We start from the raw sequence: 19,009 nt of genomic DNA, 5'->3' as shown, positions 1-19,009 counted from the left end.
ACTTGTCCGCAAGCCTCTGGGGGCGCGGCCGTCAAGCCCAACTGTGTCCTGCGACACAAAGCCCAAAGCCATCGCGGGAGAATAATGTCGCGGCCGCATCACCGGCTATGCGGGCAGGTGCCAAGACGGGCTACTCGGCGGCTTTCTCCGTTGCAACAACTTGCGTCAGGAAGCGGCGGAGGTCGTCTTTCAAATCGTCACGGGCAAGGCCGAACGAAACGGTCGCTTGCAGAAAACCAGCCTTGGAGCCGCAATCAAAGCGCTGCCCGCGAAAGCGGAAGCCGTAGACGCCGTCGTCGTTCCCGATCTCCTGGGCAATGGCGTCGGTAAGCTGAATTTCTCCGCCGGAACCTGCGCGCATTTTATTGAGATTACCTAGCACGTTAGGTGTCAGAATGTAACGACCGATAACAGCAAGGTTTGACGGCTCCGTGCCAGGGTCGGGTTTCTCGACCATGCCTTTGACCGATACCATCGCGCCCATGTCTTCCTGAATGTCGAGCACACCGTAGGAGCTGGCCTTGTCCCGAGGAACTTCCATCGCCGCGACCATATTCCCGCCAACCTCTTCATAGGCCTCTACCATCTGCTGGAGGCAGGGTTTTTCAGCAGCGATCACGTCGTCGGGCAGCATCACAGCGAAAGGTTCATTTCCGATCAGGCGGCGGGCGCACCACACAGCATGACCAAGCCCAAGCGCCTTGTGTTGACGCAGATAGGCGATCGCCCCAGATTCCATATTGGTGCTTTTCAGCACGTCCAACAGCTCTGTCTTGCCCTTCTTGCGAAGCTCGCTTTCCAATTGCGGTGCCTGATCGAAGTAATCCTCCAGCGCGCCTTTGCCGCGTGAGGTCACGAAGATGAATTCTTTGATCCCGGCGGCGCGCGCTTCGTCAATAGCGTATTGGATCAGCGGGCGATCGACCAATGTCATGATCTCTTTCGGTACAGACTTCGTTGCGGGCAGAAATCGTGTGCCAAGTCCAGCAACCGGGAAAATCGCTTTGGTAACCTTGTTTCGCATACCGTTTCTCCTGATCTGGGCAACGTCACATAACGTCAAAAATTGTTTCGAACACTTCTTAGACTAGAAATACCTAACATTCATACTGAAAAACTACCGCAATTACCTTGGTTTCAGGGGAATTGCGGAGCATTTTGCGCGCATTTGACGCAACGGGGATTATTGTTTCGGCGTCACGACACATAGGTGAAGATATGAAATGCGCAGGCATGGCAAGCGCGTGGTGCCCCAAAAGAACGTCGGTGGGACATGCATGCGCTCCGCCGACGTTCTGTTTTCAGGCGTCTTGCAGGGTCACGCCGGGGGCGTAGGCAATGAAGAACGGATTGGCAAATCCGTCCTTGCCATAAGCCAGCGGGGTGTGGTCATCAAAACGCACGACGCGCCCGCCTGCGCCGGCTAAAACGGCGTGCCCGGCAGCCGTGTCCCATTCCATCGTGCGTCCAAGGCGCGGGTAAATGTCAGCCTCGCCAGTTGCGACAAGGCAGAATTTCAGAGAGGATCCGGCGCTGGTCATGTCCTTGACGTTGTATTTGCCAATATAGTCATCGGTTGCCTGATCACGATGCGATTTAGACGCGACGATCATCAATCCGTCATTATCGGGTGTTGTAACGCTCATCTGGGTGGTTTCGCCTGGCTCGTCCTTGTCGAACGCACCGGTCTCTTCAACCGAAACACCGGTGGAGCCGGTATAGAACAGGCGCCCCTTTGCCGGCGCATAGACGACGCCGCGCGTGGGCACGCCGTTTTCAACCAGCGCGATGTTCACGGTGAAATCCCCCCGGCGGTTGATGAATTCCTTTGTGCCGTCCAGCGGATCGACGATCAGAAAGGTCCGCGCGTCGACAGAATGGCTTGCGGCCTGTTCTTCGGTGACCAACGCTACGTCGGGAAATGCGTCTCGCAGGCCCGCAGAGATATGCGCGTCCGCCGCCTCATCTGCCGCTGTGACCGGGCTGTCATCGGATTTGACCTTCACGCCGAAATCGTCGGCGTTGTAGATGTCCATAATCAGATCGCCGGCTTCGAGCGACAGTTTGCGCATCACGCGGGTCAGGGTTTCGTAGTTCAATTCCAGTCTCCTTCGGCCACCGGCATGCAAATGTTGGGCGGATTAATTGATTAGCAGGGTCTGGCCCTTTATGATAGCGCGCAGGCGGAACGGCAAGAAGTCCAGACAGCTGGCGTTCCCCCGACCCGGAGCAGTGTGCCGATGTTTCAACAATCCAAGCCGCGGTCCACTTTCGGATCCGCCATCAATATTGCAGAGCTGATTTATCACGGCAGCGTCAGATCGGTGCGCAAGACGCACGGCAATGCGTTTATGGCGCTGTTGATCAACATGCTTCAGACGATCATTTTCGTGATGGCGTTCTATTTCATGTTCATCATCCTGGGATTGCGCGGTGCCGGTATCTCGGGCGACTTCATGGTCTATATTATGACAGGGGTTTTCCTGTTTATGACCCATGTGAAGACACTGGGCGCGGTATCGGGAGCAGAGGGACCGACAAGTCCGATGATGCAGCATGCGCCGATGAACACCGCCATCGTGATCTGTTCAGCGATGGTTTCGGCGCTGTATATTCAGATTCTGTCACTGTTCGTTATACTGTTTGCCTATGACGTTCTGGTCAATCCGGACTTGCTTGAGGATATTCACGATCCCGTCGGGTGTATGGCAATGTTGCTGTTGGCCTGGTTTACCGGCGCGGCGATCGGCATGGTGTTTCTGGCGCTGCGACCGTGGTTCCCGACACCTGTCAGCATCATCAGCACGATTTACCAACGCGCCAACATGATTGCTTCGGGCAAGATGTTCGTGGCCAACACCCTGCCACCAGCGATGCTGAAACTTTTCGACTGGAACCCGTTGTTCCATGCCATCGACCAATCCCGAGGCTATGCTTTCATCAACTACAATCCGCGTAACTCCAACTGGGAATACGCGTTTATCCTTGGGGCTGTGCTGATGGTGATCGGCCTTATGGGAGAGTTCTATACTCGCAAGAAAGCCTCAGCCTCCTGGGCGGCACGCAGGTAACCATATCGGAATTCTTCATGGCTGCGGTCATCTCGATCACGTCACGACCCGTAGCGTCAGGTTGATCCGTCCGCCCTGCGGAAGAAGTGTCGAAGAACCAAAGCGTATCCGGTCCACGCCGTGATATGTCAGGCGCGCCGCTCCGCCCATCACCACCACATCACCGGAGCGCAGCCAGAAAGATTCTGTCGGGCCTTTGCGTGCATCGGTGCCGACTCGGAACAGGCCCTCATCGCCCAGCGATACTGACAGGACGGGAAAGCTGAAGTCGGCTTCGTCACGGTCCTGATGCAATCCCATCCGTGCACCCTCGCCGTACCAGTTGACCAAGCAGCATTCGGGCAGGCGGTGGTTGTTCGCCAAAGCCCGCCATATGTCCAGCACGCGTTCAGGGATCGGTGGCCATGCCTCGCCGTTCGGATGCTTTTCGGCGTAGCGGTAGCCGCTTCGATCGGAAATCCAGCCGAATCGCCCTGCTGACGTCATGCGCACTGACATTTTCTTGCCCCAGCGGGTTTCCGGTGAAAACAGGGGCGCTGCTGTGACGATGCCGCGGATGTCGTCGACGAGCGCCGCTTGCTCTGGGCGGTCCAGATAGCTGCGATAGACGTCAATGCCGCGCAGGGTGAGCGAGGGTTCCATGCCGGTATTTCGCCCCGTTGGATGCTCTCGCGCAACGGAAATCCGAAAAATTTGCTGGATGACCGGGTTTGCGGCGCTTGCAGCGTCAATTGTGCCTCCTTATATACCCTGCGAAGCGCGGGTCAGGGTGGCCAACTCTGGCGCGTTACACAACCAACGGGGCAGGGATGCCATAAAGGGTCCTGACCTCGTGTCATCGCCTTGAATAAGAAAGGGATCGCAACATGGCCAAAGTTATTGGTATCGACCTTGGAACCACCAACAGCTGCGTCGCCATCATGGATGGATCGCAGCCACGCGTGATCGAGAATGCGGAAGGTGCGCGCACCACGCCGTCGATCGTCGCGTTTACAGATGACGAGCGCCTCGTGGGTCAGTCCGCGAAACGGCAGGCCGTCACCAACCCTGAAAACACCGTCTTCGGCGTCAAGCGTCTGGTCGGTCGTCGGAATGACGACGCGGATTTGGCCAAAGACCGCAAGAATATGCCGTTCGAAGTGATCGATGGCGGTAACGGCGACGCTTGGGTGCGCGCCAAAGGCGAGAAATATTCGCCCAGCCAGCTTTCGGCCTTCATTCTGCAAAAGATGAAAGAGACTGCCGAATCCTATCTTGGCGAAGACGTCACGCAAGCCGTGATTACCGTGCCTGCCTACTTCAACGATGCCCAGCGTCAGGCCACCAAGGATGCGGGCAAAATCGCCGGTCTTGAAGTGCTGCGGATCATCAACGAGCCGACAGCCGCTGCGTTGGCATACGGTCTCGACAAGAAAGAAGCGCGCACTATCGCGGTCTATGACCTTGGCGGCGGTACGTTTGACGTGACCATCTTGGAAATCGACGACGGTCTGTTTGAGGTTAAATCGACCAATGGCGATACGTTCCTTGGTGGTGAAGACTTTGACATGCGGATCGTCAACTATCTGGCGGATGCGTTCAAGAAAGAGCATCAGGTCGATCTGACCAAAGACAAGATGGCCCTTCAGCGCCTGAAAGAGGCGGCCGAAAAGGCGAAGATCGAACTGTCCAGCTCCAGCCAGACAGAGATCAACCAGCCGTTCATCTCGATGGGCGCCAACGGTCAGCCGCTTCACATGGTGATGAAGATGACCCGCGCGAAGCTGGAAAGCCTTGTGGGTGATCTGATCAAAGCATCGATGAAGCCCTGCGCCGCTGCGTTGAAAGATGCCGGTATCGCCACGTCCGAGATCGACGAAGTCGTTCTGGTCGGTGGTATGACGCGCATGCCGAAAGTGATCGAGGAAGTCACCAAATTCTTCGGGAAAGAGCCGCATAAGGGTGTGAACCCGGATGAGGTCGTCGCCATGGGTGCCGCCATTCAGGCCGGTGTTCTTCAGGGCGATGTCAAGGACGTTGTGCTGCTCGACGTGACCCCGCTTTCGCTGGGGATCGAAACGCTGGGTGGCGTGTTCACCCGTCTGATCGACCGCAACACCACGATCCCGACGAAGAAAAGCCAGGTCTTCTCGACCGCCGAGGACAACCAGAATGCCGTGACAATTCGGGTGTTCCAAGGCGAGCGTGAGATGGCGGCCGACAACAAGATCCTTGGCCAGTTCAACCTTGAGGATATTCCTCCCGCGCCGCGCGGCTTACCCCAGATCGAAGTGACCTTCGACATCGATGCGAACGGTATCGTGTCCGTGTCTGCCAAAGACAAGGGCACCAACAAAGAGCACAAGATCACCATTCAGGCATCGGGTGGCTTGTCGGATGCCGACATTGAGAAGATGGTGAGCGAAGCCGAAGAAAACGCCGAATCAGACAAGGCCCGTAAGGAGCTTGTCGAGGCGAAGAACCAGGCAGAAAGCCTCATCCACTCGACCGAGAAATCGGTGGAAGAGCATTCCGACAAGGTTGATCCGACAACTGTCGAGGCGATCGAGTTGGCCATTGCCGCGCTGAAAGACGAAATGGAAACCGAAAACGCGGATAAGATTAAATCGGGTATCCAGAACGTTACCGAAGCTGCGATGAAGCTGGGTGAAGCGATCTACAAGGCCAGTCAGGAAGCCGGTGAAGACGGTCCTTCTGCTGCTGATGATGCAGGCGGTGCCGACGATGATATCGTCGATGCCGACTTTGAGGATCTTGACGACAGCAAGCGGGCCTAAGGCCGCGCCTGCGGAACATTCGGGGCCGGTCCGCACATCGGGCCGGCCCGTTTCGTTCCGCGATAAGGAGAACGACAATGTCGAAACGCGACTATTATGATGTTCTCGGGATCAAGAAGGGCGCTGCTGCGGACGAGATCAAGAAGGCCTATCGCAGTAAGGCCAAGGAACTGCATCCCGATCGCAACGCCGACAATCCCGAGTCAGAAGGCCAGTTCAAAGAAGTGAACGAGGCCTATGAGGTCCTGAAGGACGCCGAGAAAAAGGCGGCCTATGACCGCTTCGGCCACGCCGCTTTTGAGGGTGGCATGGGCGGCGGTGGCGGACGGCCCGGCGGCTTCCATTCCGGCCAGCAGGGTGATTTTGCCAGCGCCTTTTCGGATGTTTTCGATGATCTCTTTGGCGATTTCATGGGCAACGGTGGTGGCCGTGGTGGTCGACAGCGCGCGGCCCGTGGTGCGGATCTGCGCTACAACCTGCGCGTCACGCTGGAAGAAGCCTTCAATGGATTGCAGAAAACCATCAATGTGCCGACTTCGGTGCAATGTGGGTCTTGCAGTGGATCAGGTGCCGAAGGCGGTGCAGAGCCGACGACGTGCCCGACCTGTTCCGGTATGGGCAAAGTCCGCGCACAGCAAGGTTTCTTCACGGTCGAGCGCGCCTGCCCAACCTGTTCCGGTCTGGGCCAGATTATCAAGAACCCCTGCACAACATGCGGCGGCAACGGGCGTCTTCAGAAAGAGCGCGCGCTGAGCGTCAATATTCCTGCGGGCGTCGAAACGGGCACCCGTATTCGGTTGGCAGGTGAGGGCGAGGCGGGCCTGCGCGGCGGGCCTCCGGGTGATCTGTACATCTTCATCGAAGTGTCGGCGCATGATATTTTCCAGCGCGAAGGAAATAATCTGTTTTGCCGGGTTCCGGTTTCAATGACCGCAGCAGCACTTGGTGGGGATATTGAGGTGCCGACAATCGACGGCGGACGCAGCCGCGTCAAAATTCCGTCAGGCAGCCAATCCGGACGGCAGATGCGGTTGCGCAGCAAAGGAATGCCCGGTTTGCGGGGCGGTTCTGCCGGTGACATGTTCATCGAGCTTGCAGTTGAGACGCCGGTTAACCTGACCAGCCGTCAAAAGGAACTTCTGCGCGAGTTTGAAAACCTGAGCGAAGAGAACAACCCAGAATCTTCGACGTTCTTCAAATCGGTCAAGAACTTCTGGGATTCGATGAAAGGCTGAATCAGCTTTCCAAAAAACAGAACAACCGGCAAGGGCATAGTCCTTTGCCGGTTTTTTTGTACGCCGGGCGGTGCAGGATCAGATCTTGAGGAAAGGCTGCGCAAGGCGCGGCAACCAACCCTTGAACCGCAACGGGGCGTCGGTGACGGCCAGGCAGATGCAATCCTCAGAGATGTCGGCTATCGGCGTGTGCTCCAGATCAGCATCGGCAGTTTCCACGTCGCCCTTCTCGAATCGCGCGGTCGCATCTTCGAACGCGCCTTGCAGAACCAAGGTCAGCTCTGTCCCCGAATGGCCATGATCCGGCACTGCCGTGCCCGCCGGAATGAACAGCAATCGTGCCGTAGCCTCTGGGCCTGTAGGCAGAATCGCCTGCTTCACGCCCATCCCGACTGGACGCCATTTCACCGATGCGAGCGACCCGCCAACGTAATCGGCCAATGGCACAGGCAATGACGGATCACTGTTGCGACGGGGCGGGATGGACGCGTCAGACCCGATCAGGTCGAGCGTCCGGGTGAAGCTGTCATCCGACATGGCCTGCGTGCCGCAGCTATCGATCAGGTTTCCACCGATGGCATCAAGGCTTTCGGCCGACGCGCGGCATTCGTCGCACATAGAAATATGCGCGGCAATGATCAGATCAAACGCTTCGGGCAGCGTGCCCGCCGCATAACGCATCAGCAGATCATCGGCTATATGGTGTTTTATCATCGTCGTGGTCATTTCATTGCGTGGCGCAAACGGTCGAGCGCCAGTCTTATGCGAGATTTGATCGTGCCAAGCGGAAGGCCGGTTTGCTCTGCGATCTCGCTGTGGCTGAGATCGCCAAAATACGCTTTTTCGATCAAGTTGCGCTGTTTTTCGGGTAAGGCGGCGATCGCGCGCCCCAGTTCTTCGGTTTCCTGTTGCAGTCCCAGAACTTCGGCTTGGTCCGGTTCGGCCTCGGGACCCCAGGTCAGATCTTCGGGTTCCGGGCGGCGTTGCTTGCGGATCAGGTCAATCTTGCGGTTCCGTGCAATCGTGAAAACCCATGTCGACACGCTGGCGCGACTGGGGTCGAACAGGTGCGCCTTGCGCCAGAGCGTGGCCATCACGTCCTGCGCGCATTCCTCTGCAAAGGCGGCATCGGTGCCGCCCCGCATCACGAACCCTTTCACGCGCGGCGCGAAATGCTCAAACAACTCGCGGAACGCCTGCTGATCCTGACGGTCACGAATGCGCCGCACATGATCTACCCAGTCGGTCGCGTTGCTGCGCTTTGTCCCTTTCACGCAAATCTTCTCCGGCGTCGTAACTGGATGCGCAGCTTGTGGCATCTGCGTGAAACAGACGTGCTTTGGCTGCGGCCTTGAGTGTTCAGCGTTGCTTAACATGCCATGAATACGCTTGTCAGTGTCGGTCGGATCAACATTGCGGATTTTTCTTTACATCCAATCGCGAAGGCGAGCCGTAACAAGCCTGTAGACAACTTGAACGACAGGAAATTTGATGCCCTTCGAAGCTAGTACGGCCCGCCCAGGAAACATCGCCGTGATCGGGGCCGGTATCTCTGGAATAGGGGCCGCGCATTTTCTTGCCGACGATAACCGGGTGACGCTGTTCGAAGCTGGTGAAAAACTGGGCGGCCACGCGCGGACCATCGTTGCCGGTCGAAACGGGGATCAGCCGGTCGACACCGGGTTTATCGTTTTTAACTATGCCAACTACCCGACGCTGACAAAGCTGTTCGCACGACTCGACGTGCCCGTCGTGAAAAGCAACATGAGCTTCGGTGCCTCGCTGGACGGCGGTGCGATGGAATACGGGTTGGGCAATATGGCTGCGCTGTTTGCTCAGCGATCGAATCTTTTGAAGCCGCGCTTCATCGGAATGGTGCGCGACATCATGCGCTTCAATGCGCGCGCTTTGGACGCTGCCACTGACAGAAGCCAGCCGTTGGGCGATTTTCTGACAGAGTTGAAAACCGGCGACTGGTTTCGCGATTACTACCTGCTGCCCTTGTCAGGCGCGATCTGGTCCACCCCGACCGACAAGATACTCGATTTTCCGGCACATGCGCTGATCCAGTTTTTCGAGAATCATGCCTTGCTTAGCCACACCGGACAGCATCAATGGTGGACGGTGAAGGGCGGATCTGTGGAATACGTTCGGCGTCTCGAACGCTCGTTGCGCAGCCGTGCCGTGACCCTGCGCCCGTCCACGCCGGTTGCCGGTGTGAGGCGCACCGCCTTTGGCGTCGAGATTCGTGCCGAAGGCGGTGAATGGGAAATCTTTGACGATGTGATCTTTGCCACCCATTCCGACGATACGCTCAGGCTGCTGTCGGATGCCACCCCGCAGGAACAAGCGGCCTTGGGTGCGATCCGCTATCAGCCCAATCAGGTGACCTTGCACGCGGATACCGCTATCATGCCGCGTAGGCGGGCGTGTTGGTCTTCGTGGAACTATGCCGAGGATGCCCGTCGGGACTTTGACCGGATCGATCTGACCTATTGGATGAACAGCCTCCAGCCGATCCCGCAGGACGATCCGATGTTCGTGACGCTGAATTCAACTCGCCCGATCCGCGAGGAACTGATTTATGATCAGACCACCCTGCGCCATCCAGTCTTTGATCTTGCCGCGCTCAAGGCTCAAGAAGAAGTGCGCACGATGAACGGAGCCCGCAGAACCTGGTTCACCGGTGCCTGGATGCGGCACGGTTTCCATGAGGACGGGTTGAAATCCGCGCTTGATGTCAGCGAGGCGATCCGTGCGCGCGATGCGGTCGAACAGGCCGCATGAAACACGTCGATCATATCCCCGGCCATACGTTCCACAGTCGCAAGGGCGGGGTGGAGAACGCCTTTAGATATTCGGTGGACTATGTGCTTCTTGATCCCGAGCACGCAGCGCAGATGCCTGCTTTGTTTTCGCTGGGCCGGGGCAACCTGACGTCGTTGCATGCAAGCGATCATGGCGGTGTTCCCAAGCAGGGACGGGGTGCGGAATGGGTCCGCGAGGTGTTGGCGGCGCATGATCTGGACCTGCCGGGGCGGGTGCTGTTGCTGACGCAGCCGCGTGTGCTGGGACATGTCTTCAATCCGGTCAGTTTTTGGCTGTGCCACGATGCATCTGGCGGCATATGTGCAGTTATCGCCGAGGTGACCAACACGTTCGGCGACCGACACAGTTATCTGGTCAGGCGCGAGGACGGTGCAGCGATCACGTCGCAGGACCGATTGCCTGCGGCAAAGCTGTTGCATGTCTCGCCGTTTCAGCCGGTTGAGGGCAGCTATACGTTTCGCTTCGACATCCGCGAAGATCGGATCGGCATCTGGATCGACTACCTGACCGGAAATGGCGGCTTGGTCGCGACCTTGACTGGCCCACGTCAACGGTTGACCAATCGCGGTATTCTCGCGGCCTGTCTGCGGCGGCCGTTCGGGTCCCGGCGGGTTCTGGGCCTGATCCACTGGCAGGCTCTAAAACTGTGGTGGAAAGGGGCAAGATACCGAAACCGTCCCGCGCCGCCGGATCAAGATGTGTCTGCCCAGATGCACCCCAATCAAGACAGGACGGTCTCCTGATGCGGGATTGGGCGGGCAAACGCTATTGGATCATCGGTGCATCCGAAGGGTTGGGCCGCGCGCTTGCCTTCAAGATGAGTGAAGCAGGGGCAGACCTGATCTTGTCGGGCCGCCGAGAAGAGCCATTGCGGAAACTGGCCGCCGAACTGCCCGGTGTGGCGCAGGTCCAGGTCATGGATGTTGCGGATCAGACATCCGTGGATGCCGCTGTCGAAACGATCGGGCTGATCGACGGGTTGGTGTTTCTGGCGGGTGTCTATTGGCCGATGGATGCAAAGGAGTGGGACCACGATCACGGGATTGCCATGGCGGATGTGAACTTTACCGGACAATTCCGCGTTTTAGGCCGAGTCGTGCCGCAGATGGTGGATCGGGGGGCGGGGCATATCGTTCTGACGGCCAGCCTGTCGGCCTTTCGCGGGCTGCCGGGTGCCATAGGCTATTCCGCGTCAAAGGCGGGTATCCTTGCGCTGGCGGAATCGATGCGATGCGATCTGCACAAGACGGGCGTCGAGGTGCAAGTCACCAATCCCGGTTTCATCCGGACGCGGCTGACCGACAAGAACGATTTCGACATGCCTTTCTTGATGGAGCCTGACGAGGCGGCGGATCAGGTCTTTGCGCATATGAACAGCCGCGCCTTCAAGCGCAGCTTTCCGCGGCTGTTCTCTATTGTGTTCCGCGGCAGGCAGTTGATGCCTGATTGGCTGTATTTCCGAATTTTCGGGTAGGCTCATCTTGCGCAGGATCAAGGACAGGCGCAGGCTTTGCGCACCAGTCTGGGGTAGATGCAGGAAAAGAGGAGATGCGCCATGTTGGACATAAGCACCCGAAAGGTCGCGCAAATCATCGTCATGTCGCGGGAACTTGGCCGCGCCGAAGCTGAATTGCGGGCCTTCATCGACGCGCTGAACGAGGATGAGCAGGCGGAACTGGTGGCGGTCATGTGGATAGGACGCGGCAGTTTCGAGGTGGAGGATCTGCAAGAGGCGATCCAAACCGCAAAACAAGAGGCCACAACACCGACCGCCGACTACCTGATCGGAACGCCGCATCTGTCTGATAATCTGGAAAACGGGTTGGAAGCACTAGGCATCTCGGCAACCGACGAGGAAGACGAGGTGATGTAGTCAGATCAGCGCAGCGCACGACCTTTGACAATGGCGTCGGGGCCAAAGCGTGCGCGAATGCGGTCGGTTGCGCGCTCGGCCTGTCCGCGTTGCGCGGCTGTCGGATCCAACAGATCTGGCGCTCGGTCGGCGTCTGCTTCCGGGCAGAGGTCTGAAATGCCTGCACCGATCAGCCGGTAGGGCCCGACGCTGCCGACCTGATCGAACAGCCCGCGCGCGGTGCGATAGATCGTATCGGCCATTTGCGTGGCGTCGCGCAGTGTAACCCGCCGCGAGATCAGCGAAAAATCCGCTCGTTTGAGTTTAAGTGTTACAGTGCGCCCGGCCATTGCCTTTGCCTTGGCGCGGTCCGCCACTTTTTCCGACATCCTCCACAGGTGGCCGTCAAGAATATCCGGGTCGGACGTGTCCTCATTGAACGTGGTTTCGTTCGAGATCGACTTCATCGGACTGTGGGCCGAAATCCGACGATGGTCCTCGCCCCGTGCCAGATGCCAAAGCCTGTCGCCCATCGAACCGAACCGCGCGTGCAAATCGCGCCGGTCCCAGCGCAGCAGGTCGTCAAATGTCTGGATGCCCGCCTTGTCGAGCGCGGCTTGCGCAACTTGCCCCACGCCCCAGATCAGGCGCACCGGGCGCGGCCGCAAAAACGCCTGCGTTCCGGCCTTGTCGATCACCGAAAACCCGTGCGGTTTGTCGAGATCAGAGGCGAGCTTGGCGAGGAATTTGTTATGCGACAGCCCGATGGATCCGGTCAGTCCCAGTTCGTTCCGCATCCGCCGGATCAGGCGGGCCAGCATAACCGCAGGCGGAGCGCCATGCAGACGTTCGGTGCCGGTCAGGTCCAGAAATGCCTCGTCCAGTGAAAGCGGTTCGATGGTCGGGGTTAATTCATCCATCATCGCGCGGATTGCGCGGCTGGCATCAACATAGGCGGACATACGGGGCTTGACGACAATCGCCTCGGGGCAGAGCTTTAATGCCTGAAACATCGGCATCGCAGACCGGACGCCCTTGATCCGCGCGATGTAGCACGCGGTGGACACCACGCCCCGCCGTCCCCCGCCGATAATAAGGGGCTTGCCTTCCAACTCTGGATTGTCGCGCTTTTCGACGCTGGCGTAAAAGGCATCGCAATCCATATGAGCGATCGACAGTTCGAACAGCTCTGGATTCTGCACAACGCGACGGCTGTGACAGGCCGCACAGCGCGGTCCGGCGTCAAAACGGGTCAGACAGTCACGGCATAGCGCGGGCATGGTCGTATTTCCGGGTAGGGTTTGCTATCAGCGGTACAGCGCCCTTTTAGCAGAAGTGACATGCCAGACGATACGAATTTCAGTGGGGCAAAGCTTATCCTGTTTATCGGAGAGCAATTGCTTGTTATCCGCCGCGACCACAGCAAGGGGATTCCCTGGCCCGGATACCTTGATTGGCCGGGCGGTGGGCGAGAGGATGGGGAGGCACCTGAAACCTGCGCGTTACGCGAGACGCGTGAGGAGGTTGGGTTGATGATCGATCCGGCCGAAATTGTGTGGCGTCATTCTCATCAGCGGCCCCATGGCCGGGTCTGGTTCTTTGTTGCACACATGCCAGCTAAGGCCGCAGCCGACATCGTGTTTGGCGACGAGGGGTTGGGCTGGGGTCTGATTGAACCGAGCGAATTTCTTAGTCGTTCCGACGCCATCCCGCATTTTCGCGATCAACTTGCGCGTTATTTAGACTGGCGCTCAAAGACTTAGACCGGTGCGTGGCAGTCAGGCAGCGCGCTGTCCCGACAGTTGGGTCTTCCAGCGTGGGGTTTCCTGTTCGTAGCGTGTTGCGGCACGGGCGACGCGGCGCGACAAAAGCGCATTTCCATTCTCCATGTCGCGTAACGCGATACGGGTCAATCCGCCGGAAATAATTTTGAATGATGTATTCATGGGCGCATGAAATGCGCTGGCGATGTGGACAAGGGCACTGCCAATATGCAGGGTCACGACAGCCTCGAAACACTGGCTGGCAGCGTTGTAGGTCACTTCGCTGATCTGGGCGAGAGGGTTTTGCATCGTACCGGCCTCCTGAGCCTTGATTGTGATGCAATAACTCCCATTCGGTCGAATTTGTTCCCGATACGGTCGGTTTGGCCTTCCTAGGCCAGTTCTGCCACGATCTTGCGCGCGGCTTTCGCTGGGTCCTCGGCTTGCCAGACTGGACGACCGACGACGATGTGATCGGCCCCTGCGTCAACGGCGCTTCGCGGCGTGGCGATGCGTTTTTGGTCGCCTTTGTCGGTGCCTGTCGGCCGCACGCCCGGCGTCACGATCAACCGGCCGCTCGCTTCGGGCAACGCACGAACCACAGCCGCTTCGTGCGGGCTGCTGATGACGCCATCGGCACCCGCCTCGAAGGCCCGCCCGGCGCGTTCTGCCACCAGATCGGACATATCGCCCGCCCGGATAAGCGAGGCGTCCAGATCGGCGCGATCAAGCGACGTCAGGATGGTGACTGCCAGGATCTTCATATCGCTGCCCGCAGCGCCTTCGCGCGCCGCGCAGACCACATGCGGGTCGCCATGCACGGTCAGGAAATCGAGGTCGAACTGGGACAGTCCGCGTACCGCTGCCTCGACCGTGGCACCGATGTCGAACAGTTTCATATCAAGGAAAATACGTTTGCCGTGTTCCTGTTTAAGTTCGTTGGCCAGTGCCAGGCCGCCACCTGTCAGCATGCCCAGCCCGATCTTGTAGAACGACACGGTGTCCCCCAGGGTTTTCGTCAGTTCCAGCCCCATCAGGGCGTTGGGTACGTCAAGGGCGACGATCAAACGGTCATCGGACATGGGGCAAGCCTTTCACATGGGGGTTTGGGTCTTTTCCGGTACGTCAGGTCGAAGGTCAAGCATGCTTTGACAAAGTGGCGAGGATCGGTGTTGCGACACCAGAATATTACGATTGGCAGCGCAGTCTTCCTGCAACAAAGTTCCGTCCGGTGCGCCGGGGCTGCACGCAGGTGAAGGCCGGGACGTGATGGCGCTTTCAGTTTTCACAGATGCCTCAAATGACATTCAAAAAATGCAATGTCTGGGGGCGAGGGACTTGAATCGAGGAGGCGGTAACGCCACCTTATTGTGGAAGGCCCAAACAGGCCATGTGCTGCCTTGCAGGCATGGTGAGATATGGGCGCTTAACGAAGGAGAGAGACGATGAACTTGGAGAAGTTCACGGAACGCGCGCGCGGGTTCATTCAAGCCGCGCAGACGATCGCGATGCGGGAAAGCCACCAAAGGCTGAGCCCGGAACATATTCTGAAAGCATTGATGGACGACGATCAGGGGCTGGCGAGCAACCTGATCAAACGCTCGGGCGGTTCGCCTGAACGTGTTGTCGAAGCCTTGGAACTGGCGCTGTCAAAAATTCCAAAGGTTTCCGGCGATGCGGGTCAGGTCTATCTGGACAGCACTACCGGCAAGGTTCTGGACGAGGCCGAAAAACTGGCCACGAAATCTGGTGACAGTTTCGTGCCTGTTGAACGTATGCTGACCGCACTGGCGATGGTGAAATCTTCCGCGAAAACCGCGCTGGAAGCGGGGTCCGTGACGCCGCAGGGGCTGAACGAAGCCATCAACGATATTCGGAAGGGCCGCACCGCCGACAGCGCTTCGGCAGAAGACGGCTATGACGCGCTGAAGAAATATGCGCTCGACCTGACAGAGCGTGCGCGTGAGGGCAAAATTGATCCGATCATTGGCCGAGACGAGGAAATTCGCCGCGCCATGCAGGTTCTCAGCCGCCGGACGAAGAACAACCCGGTTTTGATCGGGGAGCCCGGCGTCGGTAAGACCGCGATTGCCGAGGGACTTGCGCTGCGCATCGTCAACGGTGACGTGCCTGAAAGCCTGAGGAACAAGAGCCTGCTGTCGCTGGATATGGGCGCGCTGATTGCCGGTGCGAAATATCGTGGTGAGTTTGAGGAACGCCTGAAGGCCGTGCTGTCCGAAGTGACCGCTGCCGCTGGCGAGATCATCCTGTTCATCGACGAGATGCACACGCTTGTGGGTGCCGGCAAGGCAGATGGGGCGATGGATGCCTCCAACCTGCTCAAGCCTGCTTTGGCGCGGGGCGAGTTGCACTGTATCGGTGCCACGACGCTGGATGAATACCGCAAGCATGTGGAAAAGGACGCGGCCCTTGCCCGTCGCTTCCAGCCGCTTTTGGTTGAAGAACCCACGGAAGAAGACACGATCTCCATCCTGCGGGGCATCAAGGAGAAGTACGAGCTTCACCATGGTGTGCGGATTTCGGACGCCGCATTGGTGGCCGCCGCGACGCTGTCGCATCGCTACATTACCGACCGGTTCCTGCCCGACAAGGCGATCGACCTGATGGACGAAGCGGCCAGCCGTTTGCGTATGGAAGTGGATAGCAAGCCGGAAGAGTTGGACCAACTGGACCGCAACATTCTGCAAATGCAGATCGAGGCGGAGGCGCTGAAGCAAGAGGACGATCAGGCTTCGCGCGACCGGTTGGAAAAGCTGGAAAAGGATCTGGCCGACCTGCAAGAGCAATCCGCCGAAATGACTGCGAACTGGCAGGCCGAACGCGACAAGCTTGCCTCTGCCCGCGATATCAAGGAACAGCTGGATCGCGCGCGTGCGGATCTGGAGATTGCCAAGCGCAACGGTGATCTGGCAAAGGCCGGTGAGTTGTCCTACGGGGTGATCCCCCAGCTTGAAAAGCAGTTGGAAACGGCCGAGACGCAACAGCAAGACGGCGTCATGGTTGAAGAGGCCGTGCGGCCCGAGCAGATCGCGCAAGTGGTCGAGCGCTGGACCGGAATTCCGACCTCGAAGATGCTGGAAGGCGACCGTGAAAAACTGCTGCGGATGGAGGATGACCTGCATCGCCGGGTTGTTGGCCAGAACACTGCGGTCAAGGCGGTTGCGAACGCGGTGCGCCGCGCGCGTGCGGGTCTTAATGACGAAAATCGTCCGCTTGGGTCGTTCCTGTTCCTCGGGCCAACCGGTGTCGGCAAGACCGAACTGACCAAAGCCGTGGCCGAATTCCTGTTCGACGATGACAACGCCATGGTCCGCATCGATATGTCGGAGTTTATGGAAAAGCATTCGGTCGCCCGTCTGATCGGCGCGCCTCCGGGATATGTCGGCTATGACGAGGGCGGTGTTCTGACCGAGGCCGTGCGCAGGCGCCCCTATCAGGTGGTGCTGTTCGACGAGGTCGAAAAGGCGCACCCGGACGTGTTCAACGTGCTTTTACAAGTGCTTGACGATGGTGTGCTGACCGATGGTCAGGGCCGGACCGTGGACTTCAAGCAAACGCTGATCATTCTGACGTCGAACCTGGGGTCGCAGGCGCTCAGCCAATTACCCGAAGGGGCTGACAGCGGTGCGGCGCGACGTGATGTGATGGATGCGGTGCGGGCCCATTTCCGCCCGGAATTCCTGAACCGTCTGGACGAAACAGTCATTTTCGACCGGCTTGCCCGCGAGGATATGACCGAAATCGTGGAAATCCAGTTGCGACGTCTGCTCAAGCGTCTGGTTGGTCGAAAAATCACGCTCACCGTCGACGCGGAAGCAAAGAAGTGGCTGGCGGACGAAGGCTATGATCCGGTCTTTGGCGCGCGGCCGTTGAAGCGGGTGATTCAGCGCGCCTTGCAGGACCCGCTGGCCGAAATGATCCTGGCAGGAGATGTGGTGGAAGGTGCAGCAATATCGGTGGGCGCTGGGGCAGACGGCTTGATTATAGGTGACCGGATCGGCGCATCCAATCGTCCCAAGCCTGACGATGCCGTTATCCACTGACGACTGGCTGCAAGGCCCCGGATCAAGTCCGGGGCACGCCGGTCAGGTCTGAAACGTCGCGTCCCGGCCCCCGAGCCGGGACCTTGCTGCGAAGGACTGGACAAGAGGCGCACTGCTTCGTCCAATTTCGCACAGCCCGCCGAGACGCTTGGCGGGCTGTGCTGTTCATGGGATCAGTCTTTTCCCACGGCCGCACGCGCGATGCGATCAAGAAGCGCTTCGACTTCTTTCATCGGGCCGTCGGGAAAACTGCGATAGCCGATTGTGGTCTCGTTGGGACTCTCGGGTCGTTGCATGACGAAGATATCGTAGGGGCAGAACTGAATGTTCATCGGGTCCGCCTCCATCACTTGGCGCGACAGCGCGGCAGAGCAGAACGACACGACGTCGGCGTTGGTGTAAAGAACGACATCCGATCCGACATCAGCGCGGGTTCTTTCCAGCATCTCACCGACATGACTGACGGAATCGATCACCAGCCCTTCATCTAGAATCGCGCTTTCCAATCCGAAGGTCACATCGTCGAAGCTTTGCTCGACTGTGTAGGTCACCGCATCCTGCGCAAAAGCAGAAGTGGCTGCCAAAGCGGCGGCGGCAAACAGAAGCGTATTGAAGTTCATCATGGCTCTTTCCATTCTGCACATTTGACAAGCTTGTCCGCTGGTTCGGGTTTGTCCAGCCCGATAGTCACTGTCGAGGATGCCGGGGCGAGGATCAAGCAGGAAGGGCGGGCCGAGAATGCAATGAAGCGTCAGAGATATAGAGCGGTTGCGCTTGCCGTCCGGAACGGCAGCTAAAGGGATAGGGTCGCCTCGCTTTATGCTGGCATGAGCTTGTCGAAGAAGCTCTGACCAATGACGATGCGCAAACCAGGTATGCCAGCGAACTTTTCTGGCAGGCCCAGGATGGGTCCGGTCGGTTGGTGAACAGGTTTCTACGGAAACTGCCGCTATGGTCGGTCTACCTGCGGGGTATTCTGTCGGCGTTCTGGTTTGTCTGGCGCTGTGTATAATCCCACCGCTGTGTCAGCAAACAAGCTGACCCGTAAGCAGCTGCAAATCGATGAATCACTCTCAGTGGCCGGAGAGGGCAAATACATGGCGTTTCGACTCGGCCGAGTCGCCAATGCCGCGCCGCAGAATCATGGCGGATTGTGGTTTGGCTAGTAGAGACCACTACATTTGGTCGCTCTCCGCGCCCTCGAGACACTAACGTGCGCCCACGCCGCAGATTGAGCTAGTTTTTGGTAACACAACGCATTGAAAATAAAGAGAAATGGAAAAATTCATAAAAAATCCATATTTTCTATAAGAAAGTGCTTGCGGGTTTTGTGCACTGGCCGTAGAACCCCCTTCACCGGCGGCGCAGAGATGCACCAAGGGGACGCCAGACGGACTGGCCGGGACGGAAACGGACTG

Annotated in this window: 19 protein-coding genes; 9 read left to right on the top strand and 10 right to left on the bottom strand. The window is 58.4% G+C overall.

Annotated elements, in window-relative coordinates:
* Window positions 1-130: 130 nt before the first annotated feature.
* Window positions 131-1,024 carry a UTP--glucose-1-phosphate uridylyltransferase GalU gene (galU, locus tag ACN0WV_RS08865; protein WP_084352882.1) on the bottom strand — a complete coding sequence of 298 codons (894 nt, stop codon included), beginning with the start codon at window positions 1,022-1,024 and terminating at the stop codon, window positions 131-133.
* 277 nt (window positions 1,025-1,301) lie between these two features.
* The gene (gene cysQ, locus ACN0WV_RS08860) at window positions 1,302-2,099 is read right to left on the bottom strand and encodes a 3'(2'),5'-bisphosphate nucleotidase CysQ (RefSeq protein WP_417605136.1); all 798 of its coding nucleotides are present in this window, start codon (window positions 2,097-2,099) and stop codon (window positions 1,302-1,304) included.
* Between the two features lie 141 nt (window positions 2,100-2,240).
* Here cysQ and ACN0WV_RS08855 point away from each other — a divergent pair, with 141 nt between their 5' ends.
* On the top strand, window positions 2,241-3,071 hold the full coding sequence (locus ACN0WV_RS08855) for an ABC transporter permease (protein WP_084352884.1): 831 nt from the start codon (window positions 2,241-2,243) through the stop codon (window positions 3,069-3,071).
* A gap of 36 nt (window positions 3,072-3,107) precedes the next feature.
* On the opposite strand, the gene ACN0WV_RS08850 is transcribed toward ACN0WV_RS08855, so the two are convergent.
* Window positions 3,108-3,713, bottom strand: a complete 606-nt coding sequence (locus ACN0WV_RS08850; protein ID WP_417605135.1) for an alpha-ketoglutarate-dependent dioxygenase AlkB family protein — start codon at window positions 3,711-3,713, stop codon at window positions 3,108-3,110.
* A gap of 224 nt (window positions 3,714-3,937) precedes the next feature.
* Between ACN0WV_RS08850 and dnaK the strand changes: the two genes are divergently transcribed.
* Entirely contained in the window at window positions 3,938-5,848 is a 1,911-nt protein-coding gene (gene dnaK / locus ACN0WV_RS08845) for a molecular chaperone DnaK (protein ID WP_417605134.1), read from the top strand.
* Window positions 5,849-5,925: 77 nt separating this feature from the next.
* Complete coding sequence (dnaJ, locus tag ACN0WV_RS08840) at window positions 5,926-7,083, top strand: molecular chaperone DnaJ (protein ID WP_084352887.1); 1,158 nt, start codon at window positions 5,926-5,928, stop codon at window positions 7,081-7,083.
* Window positions 7,084-7,161: 78 nt separating this feature from the next.
* Here the strand turns inward: dnaJ and ACN0WV_RS08835 are convergent, their stop codons facing one another.
* Both ACN0WV_RS08835 and ACN0WV_RS08830 read right to left on the bottom strand, forming a co-directional pair.
* A complete protein-coding gene (locus ACN0WV_RS08835) occupies window positions 7,162-7,809 on the bottom strand; it encodes a ChrR family anti-sigma-E factor (RefSeq protein ID WP_417605132.1) in 648 nt (215 codons plus the stop codon).
* Entirely contained in the window at window positions 7,806-8,357 is a 552-nt protein-coding gene (locus ACN0WV_RS08830; protein ID WP_417605130.1) for a sigma-70 family RNA polymerase sigma factor, read from the bottom strand. Before ACN0WV_RS08830 ends, ACN0WV_RS08835 begins: the two co-directional genes overlap by 4 nt.
* A gap of 217 nt (window positions 8,358-8,574) precedes the next feature.
* Here ACN0WV_RS08830 and ACN0WV_RS08825 point away from each other — a divergent pair, with 217 nt between their 5' ends.
* The 4 genes from ACN0WV_RS08825 to ACN0WV_RS08810 all read left to right on the top strand — a co-directional run bounded on the left by ACN0WV_RS08825 (window position 8,575) and on the right by ACN0WV_RS08810 (window position 11,785).
* Window positions 8,575-9,870 (top strand): NAD(P)/FAD-dependent oxidoreductase, encoded by a 1,296-nt coding sequence (locus tag ACN0WV_RS08825; RefSeq protein ID WP_417605128.1) that lies wholly within the window; start codon window positions 8,575-8,577, stop codon window positions 9,868-9,870.
* Window positions 9,867-10,655 carry a DUF1365 domain-containing protein gene (locus ACN0WV_RS08820; protein ID WP_417605126.1) on the top strand — a complete coding sequence of 263 codons (789 nt, stop codon included), beginning with the start codon at window positions 9,867-9,869 and terminating at the stop codon, window positions 10,653-10,655. Before ACN0WV_RS08825 ends, ACN0WV_RS08820 begins: the two co-directional genes overlap by 4 nt.
* Window positions 10,655-11,386 (top strand): SDR family NAD(P)-dependent oxidoreductase, encoded by a 732-nt coding sequence (locus tag ACN0WV_RS08815; RefSeq protein ID WP_417605124.1) that lies wholly within the window; start codon window positions 10,655-10,657, stop codon window positions 11,384-11,386. The genes ACN0WV_RS08820 and ACN0WV_RS08815 overlap by 1 nt, the downstream gene beginning before the upstream one ends.
* An 81-nt stretch (window positions 11,387-11,467) precedes the next feature.
* Window positions 11,468-11,785, top strand: a complete 318-nt coding sequence (locus ACN0WV_RS08810; RefSeq protein WP_084352893.1) for a DUF3775 domain-containing protein — start codon at window positions 11,468-11,470, stop codon at window positions 11,783-11,785.
* Between the two features lie 5 nt (window positions 11,786-11,790).
* On the opposite strand, the gene ACN0WV_RS08805 is transcribed toward ACN0WV_RS08810, so the two are convergent.
* Complete coding sequence (locus ACN0WV_RS08805; RefSeq protein ID WP_417605122.1) at window positions 11,791-13,044, bottom strand: DNA polymerase IV; 1,254 nt, start codon at window positions 13,042-13,044, stop codon at window positions 11,791-11,793.
* Window positions 13,045-13,104: 60 nt separating this feature from the next.
* Here ACN0WV_RS08805 and ACN0WV_RS08800 point away from each other — a divergent pair, with 60 nt between their 5' ends.
* On the top strand, window positions 13,105-13,527 hold the full coding sequence (locus tag ACN0WV_RS08800) for an NUDIX hydrolase (RefSeq protein ID WP_417605120.1): 423 nt from the start codon (window positions 13,105-13,107) through the stop codon (window positions 13,525-13,527).
* 15 nt (window positions 13,528-13,542) lie between these two features.
* Here ACN0WV_RS08800 and ACN0WV_RS08795 read toward each other — a convergent pair whose 3' ends face one another.
* Both ACN0WV_RS08795 and pyrF read right to left on the bottom strand, forming a co-directional pair.
* Window positions 13,543-13,836, bottom strand: a complete 294-nt coding sequence (locus tag ACN0WV_RS08795; RefSeq protein WP_084352896.1) for a hypothetical protein — start codon at window positions 13,834-13,836, stop codon at window positions 13,543-13,545.
* An 83-nt stretch (window positions 13,837-13,919) separates the two neighbouring features.
* Window positions 13,920-14,609 (bottom strand): orotidine-5'-phosphate decarboxylase, encoded by a 690-nt coding sequence (gene pyrF / locus ACN0WV_RS08790; protein WP_417605118.1) that lies wholly within the window; start codon window positions 14,607-14,609, stop codon window positions 13,920-13,922.
* A gap of 363 nt (window positions 14,610-14,972) precedes the next feature.
* Here pyrF and clpB point away from each other — a divergent pair, with 363 nt between their 5' ends.
* The gene (gene clpB / locus ACN0WV_RS08785) at window positions 14,973-17,591 is read left to right on the top strand and encodes an ATP-dependent chaperone ClpB (protein WP_417605116.1); all 2,619 of its coding nucleotides are present in this window, start codon (window positions 14,973-14,975) and stop codon (window positions 17,589-17,591) included.
* A gap of 173 nt (window positions 17,592-17,764) precedes the next feature.
* Here clpB and ACN0WV_RS08780 read toward each other — a convergent pair whose 3' ends face one another.
* Together ACN0WV_RS08780 and ACN0WV_RS08775 are read right to left on the bottom strand one after the other, a co-directional pair.
* Complete coding sequence (locus ACN0WV_RS08780; RefSeq protein ID WP_084352899.1) at window positions 17,765-18,214, bottom strand: DUF302 domain-containing protein; 450 nt, start codon at window positions 18,212-18,214, stop codon at window positions 17,765-17,767.
* Window positions 18,215-18,799: 585 nt separating this feature from the next.
* Window positions 18,800-19,009, bottom strand: a 210-nt coding sequence (locus ACN0WV_RS08775) for a hypothetical protein (protein ID WP_417605114.1), incomplete at its 5' end; no start/stop codon positions are given.

Origin of the sequence: Primorskyibacter flagellatus (genome assembly GCF_048268605.1) — a bacterium.
Classification (GTDB): Bacteria; Pseudomonadota; Alphaproteobacteria; order Rhodobacterales; family Rhodobacteraceae; genus Primorskyibacter; species Primorskyibacter flagellatus.
Note: the sequence above shows the minus strand (reverse complement) of the source record. Positions and strands in the feature narration are given on the sequence as shown.